At 33.0% G+C, this 15,486-nt stretch carries 17 protein-coding genes; 13 read left to right on the top strand and 4 right to left on the bottom strand.

Going from position 1 to position 15,486, the window contains the following annotated elements; translation table 11 throughout:
- Positions 1-8: 8 nt before the first annotated feature.
- Entirely contained in the window at positions 9-1,229 is a 1,221-nt protein-coding gene (gene coaBC / locus VB798_RS03825) for a bifunctional phosphopantothenoylcysteine decarboxylase/phosphopantothenate--cysteine ligase CoaBC (RefSeq protein WP_323256152.1), read from the top strand.
- Positions 1,219-2,163, top strand: coding sequence for a type IX secretion system protein PorD (gene porD / locus VB798_RS03820; RefSeq protein ID WP_323256150.1), 945 nt, complete (start codon positions 1,219-1,221; stop codon positions 2,161-2,163). Before coaBC ends, porD begins: the two co-directional genes overlap by 11 nt.
- A gap of 12 nt (positions 2,164-2,175) precedes the next feature.
- Here porD and VB798_RS03815 read toward each other — a convergent pair whose 3' ends face one another.
- Positions 2,176-2,988, bottom strand: a complete 813-nt coding sequence (locus VB798_RS03815) for an ion transporter (protein WP_323256147.1) — start codon at positions 2,986-2,988, stop codon at positions 2,176-2,178.
- A gap of 134 nt (positions 2,989-3,122) precedes the next feature.
- Positions 3,123-4,907 (bottom strand): ABC transporter ATP-binding protein, encoded by a 1,785-nt coding sequence (locus VB798_RS03810; RefSeq protein ID WP_323256145.1) that lies wholly within the window; start codon positions 4,905-4,907, stop codon positions 3,123-3,125.
- A gap of 199 nt (positions 4,908-5,106) precedes the next feature.
- Between VB798_RS03810 and nusB the strand changes: the two genes are divergently transcribed.
- From nusB to coaE, 6 genes are all read left to right on the top strand, one after another.
- Complete coding sequence (gene nusB / locus VB798_RS03805) at positions 5,107-6,264, top strand: transcription antitermination factor NusB (protein ID WP_323256143.1); 1,158 nt, start codon at positions 5,107-5,109, stop codon at positions 6,262-6,264.
- Between the two features lie 67 nt (positions 6,265-6,331).
- The gene (locus VB798_RS03800; protein ID WP_323256141.1) at positions 6,332-6,631 is read left to right on the top strand and encodes a YtxH domain-containing protein; all 300 of its coding nucleotides are present in this window, start codon (positions 6,332-6,334) and stop codon (positions 6,629-6,631) included.
- Positions 6,632-6,659: 28 nt separating this feature from the next.
- Positions 6,660-7,100: a DUF1573 domain-containing protein gene (locus VB798_RS03795; protein WP_323256139.1), complete on the top strand. Its 441-nt coding sequence runs from the start codon at positions 6,660-6,662 to the stop codon at positions 7,098-7,100.
- 35 nt (positions 7,101-7,135) lie between these two features.
- Entirely contained in the window at positions 7,136-7,450 is a 315-nt protein-coding gene (gene yajC / locus VB798_RS03790) for a preprotein translocase subunit YajC (protein WP_184130379.1), read from the top strand.
- Between the two features lie 75 nt (positions 7,451-7,525).
- Positions 7,526-8,200, top strand: coding sequence for a YbbR-like domain-containing protein (locus VB798_RS03785; RefSeq protein WP_323256136.1), 675 nt, complete (start codon positions 7,526-7,528; stop codon positions 8,198-8,200).
- On the top strand, positions 8,200-8,823 hold the full coding sequence (coaE, locus tag VB798_RS03780) for a dephospho-CoA kinase (protein WP_323256134.1): 624 nt from the start codon (positions 8,200-8,202) through the stop codon (positions 8,821-8,823). Before VB798_RS03785 ends, coaE begins: the two co-directional genes overlap by 1 nt.
- A gap of 32 nt (positions 8,824-8,855) precedes the next feature.
- On the opposite strand, the gene VB798_RS03775 is transcribed toward coaE, so the two are convergent.
- Positions 8,856-9,359 (bottom strand): T9SS type A sorting domain-containing protein, encoded by a 504-nt coding sequence (locus VB798_RS03775; RefSeq protein ID WP_323256132.1) that lies wholly within the window; start codon positions 9,357-9,359, stop codon positions 8,856-8,858.
- Positions 9,360-9,644: 285 nt separating this feature from the next.
- Entirely contained in the window at positions 9,645-11,375 is a 1,731-nt protein-coding gene (locus VB798_RS03770) for an OstA-like protein (protein ID WP_323256130.1), read from the bottom strand.
- A gap of 35 nt (positions 11,376-11,410) precedes the next feature.
- Between VB798_RS03770 and tilS the strand changes: the two genes are divergently transcribed.
- The 5 genes from tilS (at position 11,411) to VB798_RS03745 (ending at position 15,466) form a co-directional block, all read left to right on the top strand.
- Positions 11,411-12,739: a tRNA lysidine(34) synthetase TilS gene (gene tilS / locus VB798_RS03765; RefSeq protein WP_323256128.1), complete on the top strand. Its 1,329-nt coding sequence runs from the start codon at positions 11,411-11,413 to the stop codon at positions 12,737-12,739.
- 58 nt (positions 12,740-12,797) lie between these two features.
- On the top strand, positions 12,798-13,028 hold the full coding sequence (locus tag VB798_RS03760; protein ID WP_323256126.1) for a cyclic nucleotide-binding domain-containing protein: 231 nt from the start codon (positions 12,798-12,800) through the stop codon (positions 13,026-13,028).
- 571 nt (positions 13,029-13,599) lie between these two features.
- On the top strand, positions 13,600-13,992 hold the full coding sequence (locus VB798_RS03755; protein WP_323256123.1) for a hypothetical protein: 393 nt from the start codon (positions 13,600-13,602) through the stop codon (positions 13,990-13,992).
- Between the two features lie 330 nt (positions 13,993-14,322).
- Positions 14,323-14,823 carry an RNA polymerase sigma factor gene (locus VB798_RS03750; protein ID WP_407654135.1) on the top strand — a complete coding sequence of 167 codons (501 nt, stop codon included), beginning with the start codon at positions 14,323-14,325 and terminating at the stop codon, positions 14,821-14,823.
- 40 nt (positions 14,824-14,863) lie between these two features.
- Positions 14,864-15,466 carry a hypothetical protein gene (locus tag VB798_RS03745; protein WP_323256119.1) on the top strand — a complete coding sequence of 201 codons (603 nt, stop codon included), beginning with the start codon at positions 14,864-14,866 and terminating at the stop codon, positions 15,464-15,466.
- Positions 15,467-15,486 lie beyond the last annotated feature (20 nt).

Here is a 15,486-nt window from a genome sequence, read left to right as displayed (position 1 = left end):
AACAAATTATGCTTAAAAGTAAGAAAATAATATTAGGTGTTTCAGGCAGTATTGCTGCTTACAAAATTGCTATCCTCACTAGACTTCTGGTGAAAGAGGGGGCAGAAGTAAAAATTGTAATGACCGAAGCCGCCAAAGAATTTATTACGCCTCTTACTTTATCAACACTTTCAAGAAATCCAGTACTCTCAGCTTTTGTAAAAGATGAAACTGGACAATGGAATAATCATGTAGATTTAGGACTTTGGGCTGATATTATACTCATAGCACCTGCTACAGCACATACTTTGGCAAAATGTGCGAATGGCATTTGTGATGATTTACTCACAGCGGTATATCTTTCTGCCAAATGTGAAGTAATGTTTGCCCCAGCAATGGATTTGGATATGTACCTCCATCCAAGTACAATTTCGAATCTTGAAAAGCTAAAATCTTATGGAAATCATATCATCAAATCTGGTTATGGCGAGCTGGCAAGCGGTTTAGTAGGAGAGGGGAGAATGGCTGAACCAGAAGAACTTCTAGCAATTTTAGAAAAATACTTCTCGGCAAATCCAGTTTTAAAAGATAAAAAAGTATTAATTACCGCTGGACCAACTCAAGAAGCGATTGATCCAGTACGTTTTATCAGTAATCATTCTACAGGAAAAATGGGCTATGCCATTGCCGATAAACTAGCAAAAGCTGGCGCCAAAGTAACGTTAGTTAGTGGACAAGTAGCCTTGAAAAAACCAGACCCAAGTATCAATTTAGTAAAAGTACATTCAGCCAAAGAAATGTACCAAGCTTCTCAGGCTAATTTTCAGGAATCAGACATTATCATTTTAGCGGCTGCTGTGGCAGACTATACACCTGCGGTGGTAGCTGAAAAGAAAATAAAAAAGAAAGAAGATACGTTTAGTATAGAACTCATTAAAACTACTGATATTGCTAAAACATTGGGTCAACAAAAGCGAGAAAATCAATTAATGGTTGGTTTTGCTTTGGAAACCGATAATGAAGTAGCCAATGCAAAAGCTAAAATCCAATCTAAAAATCTAGACATGATTGTGCTGAATTCTTTACAAGATTCAGGAGCAGGTTTTGGACATGATACGAATAAGATAAGTATTATTAGAAAAGATGATATAATTATAGCATTTGATTTGAAATCAAAACAAGACGTTGCTCAAGATATAGTTAATGCCATTATTGAAGCCATTTCGAAAAATAACATTGATGAAAAATAACAATAGAAATAGACCTTTTCTGAAATATATTCTTTTCATACTTTTGGCTGTGATGAGTACTTTGCTTGTTAGTAAAAATGCTAATGCGCAAGAGATCAATTGCAGAGTAAGTATTTCTACAGACCAAATTCAAGTAAATGAACAACGTGGAGCGACTCAGATTTATACTGAATTGCAAAATGTAATGCAGGAATTTTTGAACAATCGCCGTTGGACGAACGATAATTTTGCTCCAGAAGAAAAAATAAATTGTTCTTTAGCGGTAATTCTTACTAAAGCAACAGCCACTGGAGAGTACGAAGCCAATGCCCGTTTTCAGGTTACTCGTCCTGTTTATGGAACGGCTTATGAAACTGTACTTTTAAATTATATTGATAGAAATTTCGTCTTTAAGTACATTGCAGGTACGCCGCTTACTTATAACGATAACAATTACAATGATAACCTCACCCAAATGTTAGCTTTCTACGCTTACATCGCTTTAGCATTTGATTATGACTCATTTGAAAAAATGGGCGGATTAAATCACGCTCAAAAAGCCTTGAACGTTGTAAACTTAGCACAAAATGCTGGCGGAGGTTGGTCTTCTTCCAATGATATTCGTAATCGATATTGGGTAGCAGAAAACTTGTTAAATCAGCAATTGCAAACTCTTCGTGAAGGTTTTTATACCTATCATCGCTTGGCGATGGATAATTATGCCAACGACCCAGCTAACAGCAGAAAACAAATAATTGAATACTTAAATACGATTAAACAAGTAAGTCAGAATCGTCCTGGACAAATTTGGTACCGCCTTTTCTTTGAAGCAAAATCAACAGAATTGTTGAATATTTTTAGTGATGCGCCATTGGACGAAAGAAAGAAAATCGTACCATTACTCACTTCATTAGATCCAACCAATTCTGAAGCATATCGAAAATTAAGTAAATAAAAGAGGAAAAAATTAGTGCAGTTTTTCGCCACAATGCGGGCAGAATTTCATGTTTTTGTCTTCGTTTTTATAGATTTTAATGTGTTCATTAAAACCTGAAACAAAAATACCCGTTGGCAAAGCAAACATCGCTACTCCAGCTACAGCCACAAAACCTCCTAATAATTTTCCGAGTGGAGTAATTGGGTAAGTATCGCCATAACCTACAGAAGTAATTGTAGTAACACCCCACCAAAGTGTAGCTGGAATGCTAGAAAATACTTTAGGTTGAGCCGAATTTTCAATATAATACATGGTAGAAGAAGATATTAAAAGTGTGAATAAAAAGAAGACAAAACTTAGAATTAGTTCTTCTCTTTTTTCTCTAAATACACTTTCAATTACTTTTAACGCATGAACGTATCTTGAAAATTTGAATAGCCTGAAAATTCTGAAAAGTCGTAGAATTCTAATTAAACCAGTATCAGAAGTGAAATTAGAAAGATAGAAAGGCATAATTGCCAGTAAGTCAACCAAAGCACCAGCCGAAAAAATATAACGTAGTCTTCCCCAAACAGGATGTTGATATTTCTCGTTTTCTACACAGACCCAAAGCCGAACGAAGTATTCTATCGTAAAAAAAACAACTGAGAAGTATTCGAAATCACTGAAGAAAACATCAAAATCATGTCTTAAACTTTTTACAGAATGTAAAATAATGGCAAAAGTATTCAGAGAAATCGTTGTTAATAAAATAGCATTGAATATAATAGAGGCAATACTTTTTTTGCCCCGAGTCACCTCAAGTATTTTATAGATTTCTCTTCTTGACCAATTGCTATCCATTAGGGAAAAGGATTTTTTATGACATCATTAGGGTTATAAGTAATCAATACAATTTAAGCAACGTTATCATTTATCGTAAACAACTGATAAGTAATAATTTGAAATGCTAATCACCAATCACTATTTACTAATTACTAACTTACTTCTTCTACTTGTAATTGCTTTTCGTAAAGTTCTTTGTAAGCATTATTGGCATTCATCAGTTCTTCATGCGAGCCTTGTTCAATGATATTTCCATCATCAAGCATGATAATTTTGTCGGCTAATTTTGCAGAAGATACTCTGTGCGAGATGATTACAGAAGTTCTTCCTTTCATGATTTCTTGGAGATTATTCAAAATCTGGTTTTCAGTTTTGGTATCTACAGCCGAAAGGCAATCGTCTAAAATCAGGATTTTAGGTTCACGAGCAATAGCACGGGCAATAGATAAACGCTGTTTTTGTCCGCCAGAAAGCGTTACACCTCTTTCTCCTAAAACAGTATCAAAACCTTCTGGAAAATCAATTACATTATTGTATAAATCAGCGTCTTTTGCCGCTTTAATGATTTCCTCTTCACTCATTTCATTACTTCCAAAACGCACATTATTACGAATAGAATCAGAAAATAAGAACACATCTTGAGGAACATAACCAATCTGTGAACGGTATTTATTTACGTTCAAGCTTTTGATGGGCAAACCATCTATTTTGATTTCTCCTTCGTTGGCATCGTACATTCTGCAAAGTAAATTGGCAACCGTACTTTTCCCAGAACCAGTTGTACCAAGAATCGCAATAGATTCACCAGCGTTGATTGACATCGAGAAGTTTTTTAAAGCTACAATGCCAGAATCTGGATATGTGAAAGTAACATTTTTTACTTCAATAGCTCCTTCAACCTCATGATTGATATTTTCTTGAGAAGTAATATCGGTTTTTATTTCCAAAAACTCGTTAATTCTTTGCTGTGAAGCCGCCGCTCTTTGAATTTGTGAGGTTGTCCAACCCAAAGCAATCATTGGCCAAGTAAGCATGTAAACATACAAAATAAATTCTGTGATACTTCCAGCGGTAAGTCGTCCAGCCATTACTTCCATGCCACCAACATACACTACAATTACAGAACTTAAACCTGCCAAAACTGAAACTAAAGGAGTAAACAGCGAATCTACTTTTACTAAATCTAAAGATTTTTCACGGTAAACATTGGCTTGTTTGGTAAATGCGATTGTTGAGGGTTCTTCTTGAACAAAGGCTTTGAGTACTCTAATACCAGAAAATGCTTCTTGAGTAAAAGTAGAAATTTTAGATAAATTTGCTTGAATCTGTTCAGATTTTCGCATAATAATCGTGTTGACAAAATAGATACTTCCCGACAAAAATGGAACAGGTAATAATACATACCAAGTAAGCTTTTGATTGACCGAAAGCATATACCAAACCACAAGAATGAAAACAGAAATTAAGTTAAGTCCATACATCAAGCTTGGACCAACGTACATTCTTACTTTATTTACATCCTCTGAGATTCTTGCCATCAAATCGCCAGTGTTGTTTTTACGGTAAAAACTCAAAGGAAGTGTTTGATAATGTTGATAAATTTCGTTTTTCAAATCAAACTCAATATGTCTGGACATTACGATAAGTGTTTGACGAACGAGAAAAAGGAAAAAACCTTTCAATAATGCCAATACCAAAATCAACGAACCATACAACAGAATTGAAAATGCGAAGAATTCATAAACCATTTTTTGTGAAACAAAACCATCGTAAAGAAAATATAAGTCGATAGTTTCTTTCACCAAATCAAGCGCATAACGCACAATCTGAGCGGGAACTACGCCAAAAAGATTGGAAATGAAAGTGAAAAGTGTACCTAAAATAAGGTACCATTTATATTTTAGAAAGTATTGATTAAGATGCTTTAGGGATTTCATATTTCGATAACCAATGGAAGAAAGTAAAGGTTTCATCCATTACACACATTTATATTTAGTAAAATTATGATTAAAATTGAAAATTTTGTGCTTGAATCGTGCTTTTTTCTTTAAAAAATACTAATTTTGCACCCTCTTTCAGCAAAGTAATTTACTTTGTTGGAGCTTCACTACCAAAACGTTCTTTCTAAATTACCCAATGGTAAACAGACGACTTCTCCGAACAAAGGCATTTCAAAGCCTTTATGCCTTCCGCCAAGCGGAACGTGCTGATTATCAGTTAGCATTCGACCAAATTGCTGATTCTTTTCTCCCAAATCTTGACTTAATGATTCCTAAAGAGCAACAAATGTTAAAGCTTGATGCTTTGCGTAAGTTGGCTGAACAGCGTTTTGAGGAATTATTCAATTTGAAATCTACCAATGATGATATTCCTGCGGAAGCTAAAAATGTAGCTAGATACGCACTTGAGTCATACAAAAGTTATGTGAAAAAAGATAAGGCTACAATTACTGATAACATGGTAGCCGAGGTAGAAAGCGTTTATGATGCTTATCTAAAAATGCTTCAATTACTGTTGGAAATTACTGAAATTGCTGTTTGGGATGAACAACGTCGTTTGGTAGAAACCGATCATCGTACTTCAAGATTGGCTAGAAACCAAGTATTGATTGCCTTGAAGAATTTACCGATGTTTACAACTGGAATTATCAGAAGTAATGCAAAATGGACAGAAGATGACCAAAACATGTTGCGTAAACTTTTCTTAGAAGCAATCTTGCCTGATACAACTTTCCAGTCGTACCTTCGTACAACCAAACATACTTTTGAGGAAGATTTAGCGTTGGTTCAGTATCTTGTAAAAACATTTGTACTGAAACATCACATTATTGCTGATTATTTCGAGGAAAAAGACCTAAATTGGAACGAAAATAAAGATGTACTCAAAAGCCTTTGTGTAAAGACTTTCAAGATTGAAAAAGTAGAAGAGTTGGTGTTACAACCTTTGGCCTTAAATTGGGACGATGATAAACACTTTTTTGTAGATCTTTTTAATAATGTTTTGGATAACGATGAGTCTTACGAAAAACTCATCACCGACCAAACTAAAAACTGGGAAGGCGACCGTCTGGCAATGACAGATATGTTGATTCTTAAATTAGGTTTGGCAGAAATGATTCATTTTACCAGCATTCCTGTAAAAGTATCAATCAACGAATATATCGAATTGGCTAAAAACTATTCAACACCGAAGTCTGGTCAATTTATTAACGGTTTGTTGGATGTACTTTCTCAGAAATTACAGAAAGAAGGAATCATTAGAAAATCTGGACGAGGCTTAATTGATAATAAATAAGCGTTTATTTATGCGTGCCTTGTACTTATTCTATAAATTTGATTTTTAACCGATAACTTACAATACCATGAGTAAATCATCAAAAACATTTTGGGCATTCATGACAGGCGCTGCTGTTGGTGCTGCTTTAGGAATTTTATATGCACCCGATAAAGGTGAAAATACCCGTAACAAACTGTTTTATCAACTTCAAAAGTATCGTGACCAATTGCAAGGTTTAATTTCAGATTTGATTGATGGTAAAGAAATACCTGAAACAATGGCAAAATCTGAAGGCAAAAAAGTAGTAAACGAAGCACGTGAAAAAGCAGAACGTTTGTTGGAAGATGTGGAAAGCATGATGAGCCAGATTAAAGCTAAAGTCTAATTTTGAATTCTATTCGAATATTCATCACATGAAAAAAGTAATCATCTTTGCATTAGGAATCAGTGTTTTTTTTGCTTGCCAAAATAAACAAAAAAGTGATAGTCAATCAGTAGCAGAATCTGCAGCTGCATTTCAACCAACAAGTGATAAATTTCCTGTTATGCAGGCAGACTCACAGTCGGTAGATTTAGGGGTAATTACAGAAGGCGATACCATCGTTCACATTTATAAATTTAGAAATACGGGCAATATGCCTTTGGTTTTAAGTAATGTGAATGCTTCTTGTGGTTGTACTACGCCATCGTATTCTACTACGCCAGTTGAGCCGGGTGAGCAAGGTTTTATCAAAGTAAAATTTGATAGTAAAGGCAAAGAAGGTAAACTAAGCAAAACAGTAACTGCTCTTGCGAATACTAATCCGGTTGAAAATACCTTTTCTTTTAAAATTGAAGTATTGAAGAAGAAGTAGAAAAACCAAAAAATATTTAATCAAAAAAAATAGATATGTTCAACAGTATTTTATTACAAGGAGCGTTTGGTGGAGGTGGTGCATCTTCTCTTTTATTAATTGGTGGAATGTTCGTAGTCATGTATTTTTTCATGATTCGTCCACAACAGAAAAAGCAAAAAGATCAACAAGCTTATGTTGATGCTTTAAAAACTGGCGATAAAGTAGTAACAATTGGCGGTTTGCATGGAACTGTTACTTCTGTAAGAGAAAAAACAGTTGTATTAGAAGTAGATTCAAGCAAAGGAGTAAGAATGGTGTTTTTGAAAACAGCTATTTCTAAAGACTCTTCTGCACAAATTGGCGAATAAAGTTTGTCATTCCCCTAATTAACGATGAGTATTTTATAAGAAAAGTACTCATCGTTAATTTGTAAATTTCTTCAGATGAAACCCGCTCCTACAAAAACTGATTACAAAGCTGTAATAGTGAGCCTTTTTGCTGCTATCATCTTTTGGATCATGAATGCCTTGAACAAAGAAGGTTATTCACAAAAAATATCGTTTCCTATTCGTATTACTTACGACGACTCACTTTACATCCCGACTCAGCCACTTCCTGAAAAAATTTCTGTTAATGTTTCTGGTAACGGTTGGGATTTATTACGTAAATCTCTTGCCCTGTACAAAACTCCCATTCAGTACGAAATTGCCAAGCCTTTAAAAACTAAATTTTTAAACACAGGAATGCTCACAGATTCAATTCAGGAGTATATTCAAGATGTGACGGTAAATTATGTAGTAGCAGACCGTTTTGAATTAGAGTTTGAACGCAAAATCAAGAAAGACTTTCTTGTGAAAGTTGATAGTTTACATATTCCATTGAAAGACCATTACGTTGTTTCAAGTGTGATAAATCTTAGCCCTAGAACGGTAATGATTGAAGGTCCAGAATCTATTTTAAAAGCAATGGATAGTACAATTTATCTTAAAGTACCTGGACAAAAAATTAAAGATAATTATGACGAAGAAATCAATTTACCTTTTGCAAAAAACAATATGCTGAAAGTAAGTAAGAAGAAAGTCAATGTTAGTTTTGAGGTTGAAGAATTACTAAAATAATGGGAAAAGTAATTGGTATAACTGGCGGAATTGGTTCAGGGAAAAGTATCATCTGCAAGATATTTTCAATACTGGGTGTGCCAATTTACGAAGCCGATACCCGTGCGAAATGGCTTGTTTCGCATAATTTGTCACTCAAAGCTTCAATTATTCAATTATTGGGAGAAAATGCCTATAAAAGTAACGGAGATTATCACCGTGAATGGGTTGCTTCAGAAGTATTCAACAAACCAGATTTACTACTACAATTAAATGCTTTAGTTCATCCTGCTGTTCATCAAGATGCAAGAGAATGGATTGCCAATAATCAGCATTATCCCTTTGTACTTTATGAAGCCGCATTGATGAAAGCCGCTGGCAATGGAAATGTTTTTGATAAAGTTATTGTGGTAACTTGTCCATTATCATTAAGAATTCAACGAGTAAAAGAAAGAGATAAGCGTTCTGTGGAAGAAATTGAGGCAATTATTGCTAGACAATTACCAGAAGAAGAACGATTAAAAATAGCAGATTTTATCATTCAGAATGATGAGAAAACCTCACTGATTGAACAAGTACTTGATTTATATAATCGAATCCTGGATAAAGATTCTTGCATAAAAAAAGGCAATTCAGATAAATGAATTGCCTTTTTTTATTAGTTCTTAGCATCTATTCACTGGTGCCTAACCAATAATTTCTTGGTTACTAAAGAGCGTCCATCAGCCGAAAGTTGATATAAATAAATACCATTTCCCCAATCTTTGGTTGAAATAGACTTTATATTAGCGTCTTTGTCGAGAATTTCTTCTTTAATTTCACTTCCAAGTACATTGTAAAAAGTAATCTTTACTTCGTTTACTTGTGATGAAATATTGTACTTAATCCAAGCTGCATCATCAGCAGGATTTGGGTAGATATTTGAAACTGAAATTTTATCGTTGTCGAATAATTTATCTTCTGAACTAAACGTTTCTTCTGCTCTACTTTCTGCTACGGCTATTGGTGTTTCTGTTTTAGTCGTATAATTTTTTGGTGTTTGTACCATCAAAGAATTAGTAAAGTACTGACTAATTGCAGCAGAACGCTGATAATTTATATTTCTATCAAGTGTTAATTGTGAAGGCTGAAAATATGTAAAAGCTTTCTTTTTGAAAGAAGAAGTTGTAATCTGGCTCATAGTCTTTTGCTTAGGCTTAACGTCTAAGCGACTTTTGTAGCGATTCTCGGCAGTTTGTGCGAATGATGATATCGATGATATCAAGCATCCGTAAATTAACCAAGATTTTATATTTGAAAGTATAGGTTTCATTTCATTTATCAATTATTTATGCAAACAACATTAGTCAATCGAGGAAGATTTTTAATTCTTTATATTACCAAAGACTGTAAAATCGGATGAAAGGTTGCTTTTGTTTTGACTTTTTTATTTATATAACAAAAATATATTAAAAATGTTCAATTTTCAAAGTTTTGGCAACGATTTTTTCTTTATTTTATTATTCGGTAAATTAATATTTTTCTTTTCTACTTTTTTTACTTCAACAGAGTCTTTTACAATTGCCTTTGGCATTACTATTTTTGGAAGAGTTATTCTTGCTAAAATACTTTCTTTAGTGGGCATTTCAGTAACTCTCCATCTAAAACCATCCAATTCTTTATCTTCTTCTCTTAATTCTTTTGGCGGAATGAATTTGCCATCTGGTTTGGCTAAAAAAGAAATTCTAGAGATTTTGTTTTTGGCAAAATTCATATTCATTTTTCCACATTGTACTCTATTCATGCCAGTTAGCGTATTTTTTTCATCTACGGCATAATAAATACTTTCTCCATTTCCTTCAACATTTACTCTTTCAATTTTTGAATCATTAGTGAACCTTACAACCATTTTACGTCCTTTTATTTGGTTGTAATTGGTTAAAGTATCAGTAGCAATTACGAAAGACTTCCCTTTCATATTCATCACACTGATTTTATTATTCTTGAGTAAAATATTAATAGAATCTGCTTCTGATTGATTTTTTAAATTCCAAAGAACAGGTTTTTGATAGAAGTAAATCGTTGAATCCGAAACGTTATAACTCAGCGAATCACATTTTCCTGAAAAATCACTTTTATAAATTAATACTCTTTTGTAAGCGTAAAGCTTTTTAGTTTTGGTCTCTTTATTATCTATAGAAACCAAAGTGTCTGCTGTTAGAAAAAGCGTATCATTTTCTAAAACATTCTTTAACAAAGCATGCCCAAATACTCTGGTAACACCTGTTTTCTTAGAATATCTGCCACGGTCGCCTGTTAGAATTGCTTTGTCTTTTTTAGAGATAAAATGAATATTTCCAATCGCAATACCAATTTCGGTTGGCGGGTCATAAATCATCGTATCAGCAGTCATGGTATAGTCTTCTGTTTTTACTGTTGACCGACCTTTTAAATTAGAAATTTTAGTCACCGTGTTGTATTGGCTACCCGGATTAGCATAAGTCGTATCTTTTTTATTAACGACCAAAGTAGGGGCAATAAAAAAAGCTTCTTTCGATAAAGTACTATAACGCAAAGAATCCGCCGTTAAACTTCCTTCTTTATCAAGAACGTGAACATCCTTTTTAAAATCAAAAAGCTTAGTAACAGTATTGTAATAGCCTTCTTTACTGGTTAATGTACTCTTTTTGTCAATAATTTTTCCTCCAGTATTATAGTAAGCAATACTGGTATTCAAATCATAGTCAAGTTTATTGGTAGAAAGTACAATCGTTCTGTCATCCAATTTTACGTGTCCGTTGATAATTGCTTTTCTTTCGTTTCCGAAATAATAAGCGGTATCTCCAGTAATGGTAACAGTATCAGCTTGAATGATTTTTACTTTTCCGTAGGCTTCCAAAATATTAGTTGTCTCGTTCAAAATCGCCAAGTTGCAATAAAGTAAAGTTGTACCTTGGCGTAAACCAACATTGCCAATGAGTTTTTTCATTTGCATAAATGGTTGATTTTGACCAATTAAACTGTCCGCTTTCATGATTTCTACTTTACTTGGGTTGCCAGTTGGCGTTTGAGCTTTTGCAGAAAAAAAAGTAAAGCTCAACAGGTTTAAACTCAAAAAAACATACGATAAAACCTTTGAAATAGATTTGCCTATTTCAAATGCCTTCGTTGATTCTTGAATTGCGTTTATTTGATGTATTTTTGTGGAATATTTCATAAATCTTGTGCTTGCAAAATTAGCCAAATAAAATCATGCTCAACGAGTTTTTAACGTTTATTAACAAACAAAATCTTATTCAACCGTCTCAAAAAGTACTTTTAGCGGTAAGTGGTGGTATGGATTCTGTCGTGATGTGCGACCTTTTCAGTAAAGCAAAACTTGATTTTGCGATTGCTCATTGCAATTTTGGACTTCGTGGAGAAGAGTCAAATGAAGATGAAATGTTTGTTAAAAAACTGTCTATTAAATACAAAGTTCCATTCTATGTAACGACTTTCCAAACGACAGACTTTTCAGAAAACGAAAAGATTTCTACGCAAATGGCTGCTCGTATTTTAAGATACGAATGGTTTGAAAAAATAAGAACACAGCATCAATTCGATTATATTGCTACGGCACATCATCAAAATGACGTATTAGAAACAGTATTGCTCAATTTGACAAAAGGAACCGGTATAGCTGGTTTGCATGGTATTAGAGTGAAAAATGGACATATTATTCGTCCGGTTTTGTTTGCTGAAAAAGAAGGTATTTTTGATTATGTAGTTGAAAATCAGATTATTTGGCGAGAAGATTCTTCCAATGAATCGAATAAATATCAACGTAATTTAATTAGAAATGAAGTTGTTCCATTATTGAAACAAATCAATCCAAATCTTGAAAATACCATTCAACAAACTGTAGAAAGAATTACAGCAGTTGAAGATATTTTTGAACAAGAAATGGAAATGCTGAGAAAACAAATTACTTGGTCAGATTCTCAGGCAATTTATGTGAACTATAAAGCGATTCAAACGCTTTCACAACCTGTGATTAAACTGGCAGAATTGTTGAAACCTTATAATTTTAGTTATCAACAAAGTCAGGATATTTTTGAAGCTTTGGATAAAGAATCGGGTAAAACTTTCTTGACGCCTACGCATACTTTGGTGAAAGACCGCACTGAATTGGTGATTACAGCTAAAAACCTACAAGCTTTTACAAGTAAAACGATTGAAAAAAATAATGTAGTCGTAGAGTTTGGTGATAGAATGTTGAACATCGGAGAATTTACCGAAATAGAAGAAGGATTCGTTGTGCCAACTGCCAAGAAGTTAGCTTGTTTGGATGCCGATAAAATTCGTTTTCCACTTCAATTAAGAAGATGGAAAGAAGGCGATTGGTTTTGTCCGCTAGGAATGAACAAGAAAAAACTCATCAGTGATTTTTTAATTGACCAAAAAGTGCCTTTGAACCTAAAGAAAGAAGTTTACTTACTGACATCAAACGGTTCTATCGTTTGGGTAATTGGTTTTAGAATTGACGATAGATTCAAAGTAACAGATAAAACGGCTAAAATTTGCTTGATGGAAGTGAAGTAATGATGTGCTAAATCTGCAAAATTTATGCAATAGTAATAATTTAAATCTCACCAAGTAAATGAAAACCTTAATTAATATTTTAAATACCATTAGACCATTAACAGAAGAAGTTACGTCTCATTTAATGTCAAAAGTAAAAAAAGTAGAAGCTGTTAAGAAACAACTACTTTTGAAAGAAGGAGACATATCAAAAAGAGTATATTTTATAGAGAAAGGGATTTTAAGAGCCTTTTTCTTAGAAAATGGGAAAGAACACACCACTTGGTTTTTTAAGGAAAATGATATATAGACAGCTTTTTCACTCAAGTACCTTCAAAAGAGTACATTGAAACGTTGGAAGAGTGCGTTTTGTGGTATATTTCCTATGAAGAATTAAGCTATATCTACAATACATTTATTGAGTTTAACTATCACGGTCGATATTTAACAGAAAAATATTACTGTTTAAGCGAACAAAGAAATTTCATTTTAAGAATGAAAACTAAAGAAGAAAGGTATAATTTTTTGCTTCAACAAGTCCCAGACATTTTATCAAGGGTTTCATTAAAAACCATTGCATCACATTTAGATGTGGAGCCAGAGACTCTCAGTAGAATTAGAGCAAAAATGAAATGATTTAAATCAATTTTTTGAAGTTTTAGTTTAACAATTTTTGCTTAGTCTTAACTTGTAATTACCACAAATACATGTTTTACTTAAACTAAGGAATCATGAGAAGTATCAATTTAAACTATTCGTTTTATCACAATAGTCTTATCTTATTCGAAATAGTACTTTGTTGCTACTGAAGTAAAACTAAAATTGACACTGAAATTTCGGTTACTGAAGCACAAAATTGGTATGTCAAACCTAGGGTCAATATGAAATACTTAAAAATAATATCCTTAATTGTTATTGTAGTAATTCTGACAAATTACGTCTTCCCATTTAGAGTGATAGTTGGGATGGTTTTTTCAAGCCCTAATCTTCATGTAGATTATTTTACTTATTCTACAGCTCATGGAGAATTTAGGAGTTTTGAAGAACCTTTAAAGGGTCCACAGTTTAAAGATATGGTAAATATCTCATTTGAATATTACAAAAAATGTCACCCAATGTCACCCGATACAATTTTATATAGAACATTTAGAAAGAATGCTTGGGAGTTCTGGAATTGGGGATTATTTATTTCAGATGATAGGTTTAAACTTGAATATTTAAGCCCCGAGAGCATAAAACCTCTACCATATAAAGTAAAATCAATTTGTAATTAAAATTCAGAATAGTACATAAGTAATCATGAATTTTTTAAATCATAAAAAAGCAGTCGAATTAGTTTTTGACTGCTTTTTGTGATTGATGAACACCGAAGCCCAACTGTTTTAGTGAAGTGAGTTTAGGAATTATTATTTCTTTACGACCACTAATCGTTTTTTTATCAGATAATGGCTCTGTATCAGCAATTTTTCTGTATTCTATAAAGGCTATATTCCCATTTTAAAAGTAATTTGGATTTGGTATTCCAAATTACTTTTAAAAATAACCTCCTTTTTTTGTAATTACACCGATACTCATCCGACTAACTATTTAAAACCTCATTTGTGTTGAACCAAATCATAGAAAATCAATTTGTTGAACTCATCAAAATTCATCAAGGCATCGTGCATAAAGTGTGCGGGATGTATCGTCGTGACCCAGATGACCGCAAGGATTTGTTCCAAGAAATTGTGATTCAACTATGGAAAGCCTTTCCAAAATTTAGACAAGAAGCAAAGGTTTCAACTTGGATTTATCAAATAGCATTGAATGTAGCCATTTCTGATTTTAGAAAAGAAAGTAGAAAACCGATTCGTGTTGAATTGTCGGAGACTTTTGCAAATATTTCTGATAATCAGTACGACTTTAGTTTTGAAGAAAAATTAAAAGTATTGTATCAAGCCATCGACCAACTTTCAGAAGTAGAAAAAGCCATCATGATGTTATATTTTGAAGAGAAAAGTAATGAAGAAATTGCAGAGATTATCGGGATTAGCCAAAATAATGTAAGAGTAAAAATGACTAGAATCCGTGAAAAACTAAGGACTTTGATGGCAAATGCCAAGTAGTTTCACATTTATTTTAAGATTAATATTCTAAAAACAAAAGATGGAATTAGACGAATTAAAAAATATTTGGCAACAAACATCCCTTGAAAGTATTTCTTCTCAAGTAATTGGCAATGATGAGTTTTTGGCAATGATGAAGGGGAAATCAAATGCTGCGATTGCAAAATTGAAAAGAAATTTAACACTAGAAATTTTAGTTAGCATTTTGTTTTTGCCTGTATTCTTGTACTTCATTTTCTTTACGAATGTTGCTGTTTTTCATAAGTATATATGTTCTATATTGATTTTTACGACGGTGATTACTTTAGTTATTTTTTTGGTAGAATATCGTTCCCTTCAAGCATTTGAAACAAGATTAGATTTAATTACGTCATTGAAAATTACTGTAAAGCAATTTTCGAAATTCATTCGTATCTACATGATTATCAATTATATCCTACTTTTTCCGATGATGTTTTATGGCTTAATTGTAGGTTTAGAACTCAACGGAGAAACATTATCGCTAAAGTTTTTACTCATCAATACCATAATTATTTCACCTTTAGGCTACTTTTGGGTTAAGTTTTATATCCGAAAAGTATATGGACAGCATTTGGATAAATTAAAAAACTGTTTGGCTGAATTAGCAGAAACGGCTGATTAAAACAGGAAAATCTGAAAATA

Source organism: Arcicella lustrica (assembly GCF_034930985.1).
GTDB classification, from domain to species: Bacteria; Bacteroidota; Bacteroidia; order Cytophagales; family Spirosomataceae; genus Arcicella; species Arcicella lustrica.
The sequence above is the reverse complement of the archived record's forward strand: the minus strand, read 5'-3'. Positions and strand labels throughout refer to the sequence as shown.

Excerpts from the sequence above, each read along its gene's own strand:
- VB798_RS03785 (WP_323256136.1), top strand. The coding sequence starts at position 7,526 with ATGAAACCCGCTCCTACAAAAACTGATTACAAAGCTGTAATAGTGAGC.
- VB798_RS03770 (WP_323256130.1), bottom strand. The coding sequence starts at position 11,375 with ATGAAATATTCCACAAAAATACATCAAATAAACGCAATTCAAGAATCA.
- VB798_RS03810 (WP_323256145.1), bottom strand. The coding sequence starts at position 4,907 with ATGAAATCCCTAAAGCATCTTAATCAATACTTTCTAAAATATAAATGG.
- coaE (WP_323256134.1), top strand. The coding sequence starts at position 8,200 with ATGGGAAAAGTAATTGGTATAACTGGCGGAATTGGTTCAGGGAAAAGT.
- porD (WP_323256150.1), top strand. The coding sequence starts at position 1,219 with ATGAAAAATAACAATAGAAATAGACCTTTTCTGAAATATATTCTTTTC.
- coaBC (WP_323256152.1), top strand. The coding sequence starts at position 9 with ATGCTTAAAAGTAAGAAAATAATATTAGGTGTTTCAGGCAGTATTGCT.
- VB798_RS03815 (WP_323256147.1), bottom strand. The coding sequence starts at position 2,988 with ATGGATAGCAATTGGTCAAGAAGAGAAATCTATAAAATACTTGAGGTG.
- VB798_RS03795 (WP_323256139.1), top strand. The coding sequence starts at position 6,660 with ATGAAAAAAGTAATCATCTTTGCATTAGGAATCAGTGTTTTTTTTGCT.
- VB798_RS03800 (WP_323256141.1), top strand. The coding sequence starts at position 6,332 with ATGAGTAAATCATCAAAAACATTTTGGGCATTCATGACAGGCGCTGCT.
- VB798_RS03760 (WP_323256126.1), top strand. The coding sequence starts at position 12,798 with ATGAAAACCTTAATTAATATTTTAAATACCATTAGACCATTAACAGAA.
- nusB (WP_323256143.1), top strand. The coding sequence starts at position 5,107 with ATGGTAAACAGACGACTTCTCCGAACAAAGGCATTTCAAAGCCTTTAT.
- tilS (WP_323256128.1), top strand. The coding sequence starts at position 11,411 with ATGCTCAACGAGTTTTTAACGTTTATTAACAAACAAAATCTTATTCAA.
- yajC (WP_184130379.1), top strand. The coding sequence starts at position 7,136 with ATGTTCAACAGTATTTTATTACAAGGAGCGTTTGGTGGAGGTGGTGCA.
- VB798_RS03755 (WP_323256123.1), top strand. The coding sequence starts at position 13,600 with ATGAAATACTTAAAAATAATATCCTTAATTGTTATTGTAGTAATTCTG.
- VB798_RS03745 (WP_323256119.1), top strand. The coding sequence starts at position 14,864 with ATGGAATTAGACGAATTAAAAAATATTTGGCAACAAACATCCCTTGAA.
- VB798_RS03775 (WP_323256132.1), bottom strand. The coding sequence starts at position 9,359 with ATGAGCCAGATTACAACTTCTTCTTTCAAAAAGAAAGCTTTTACATAT.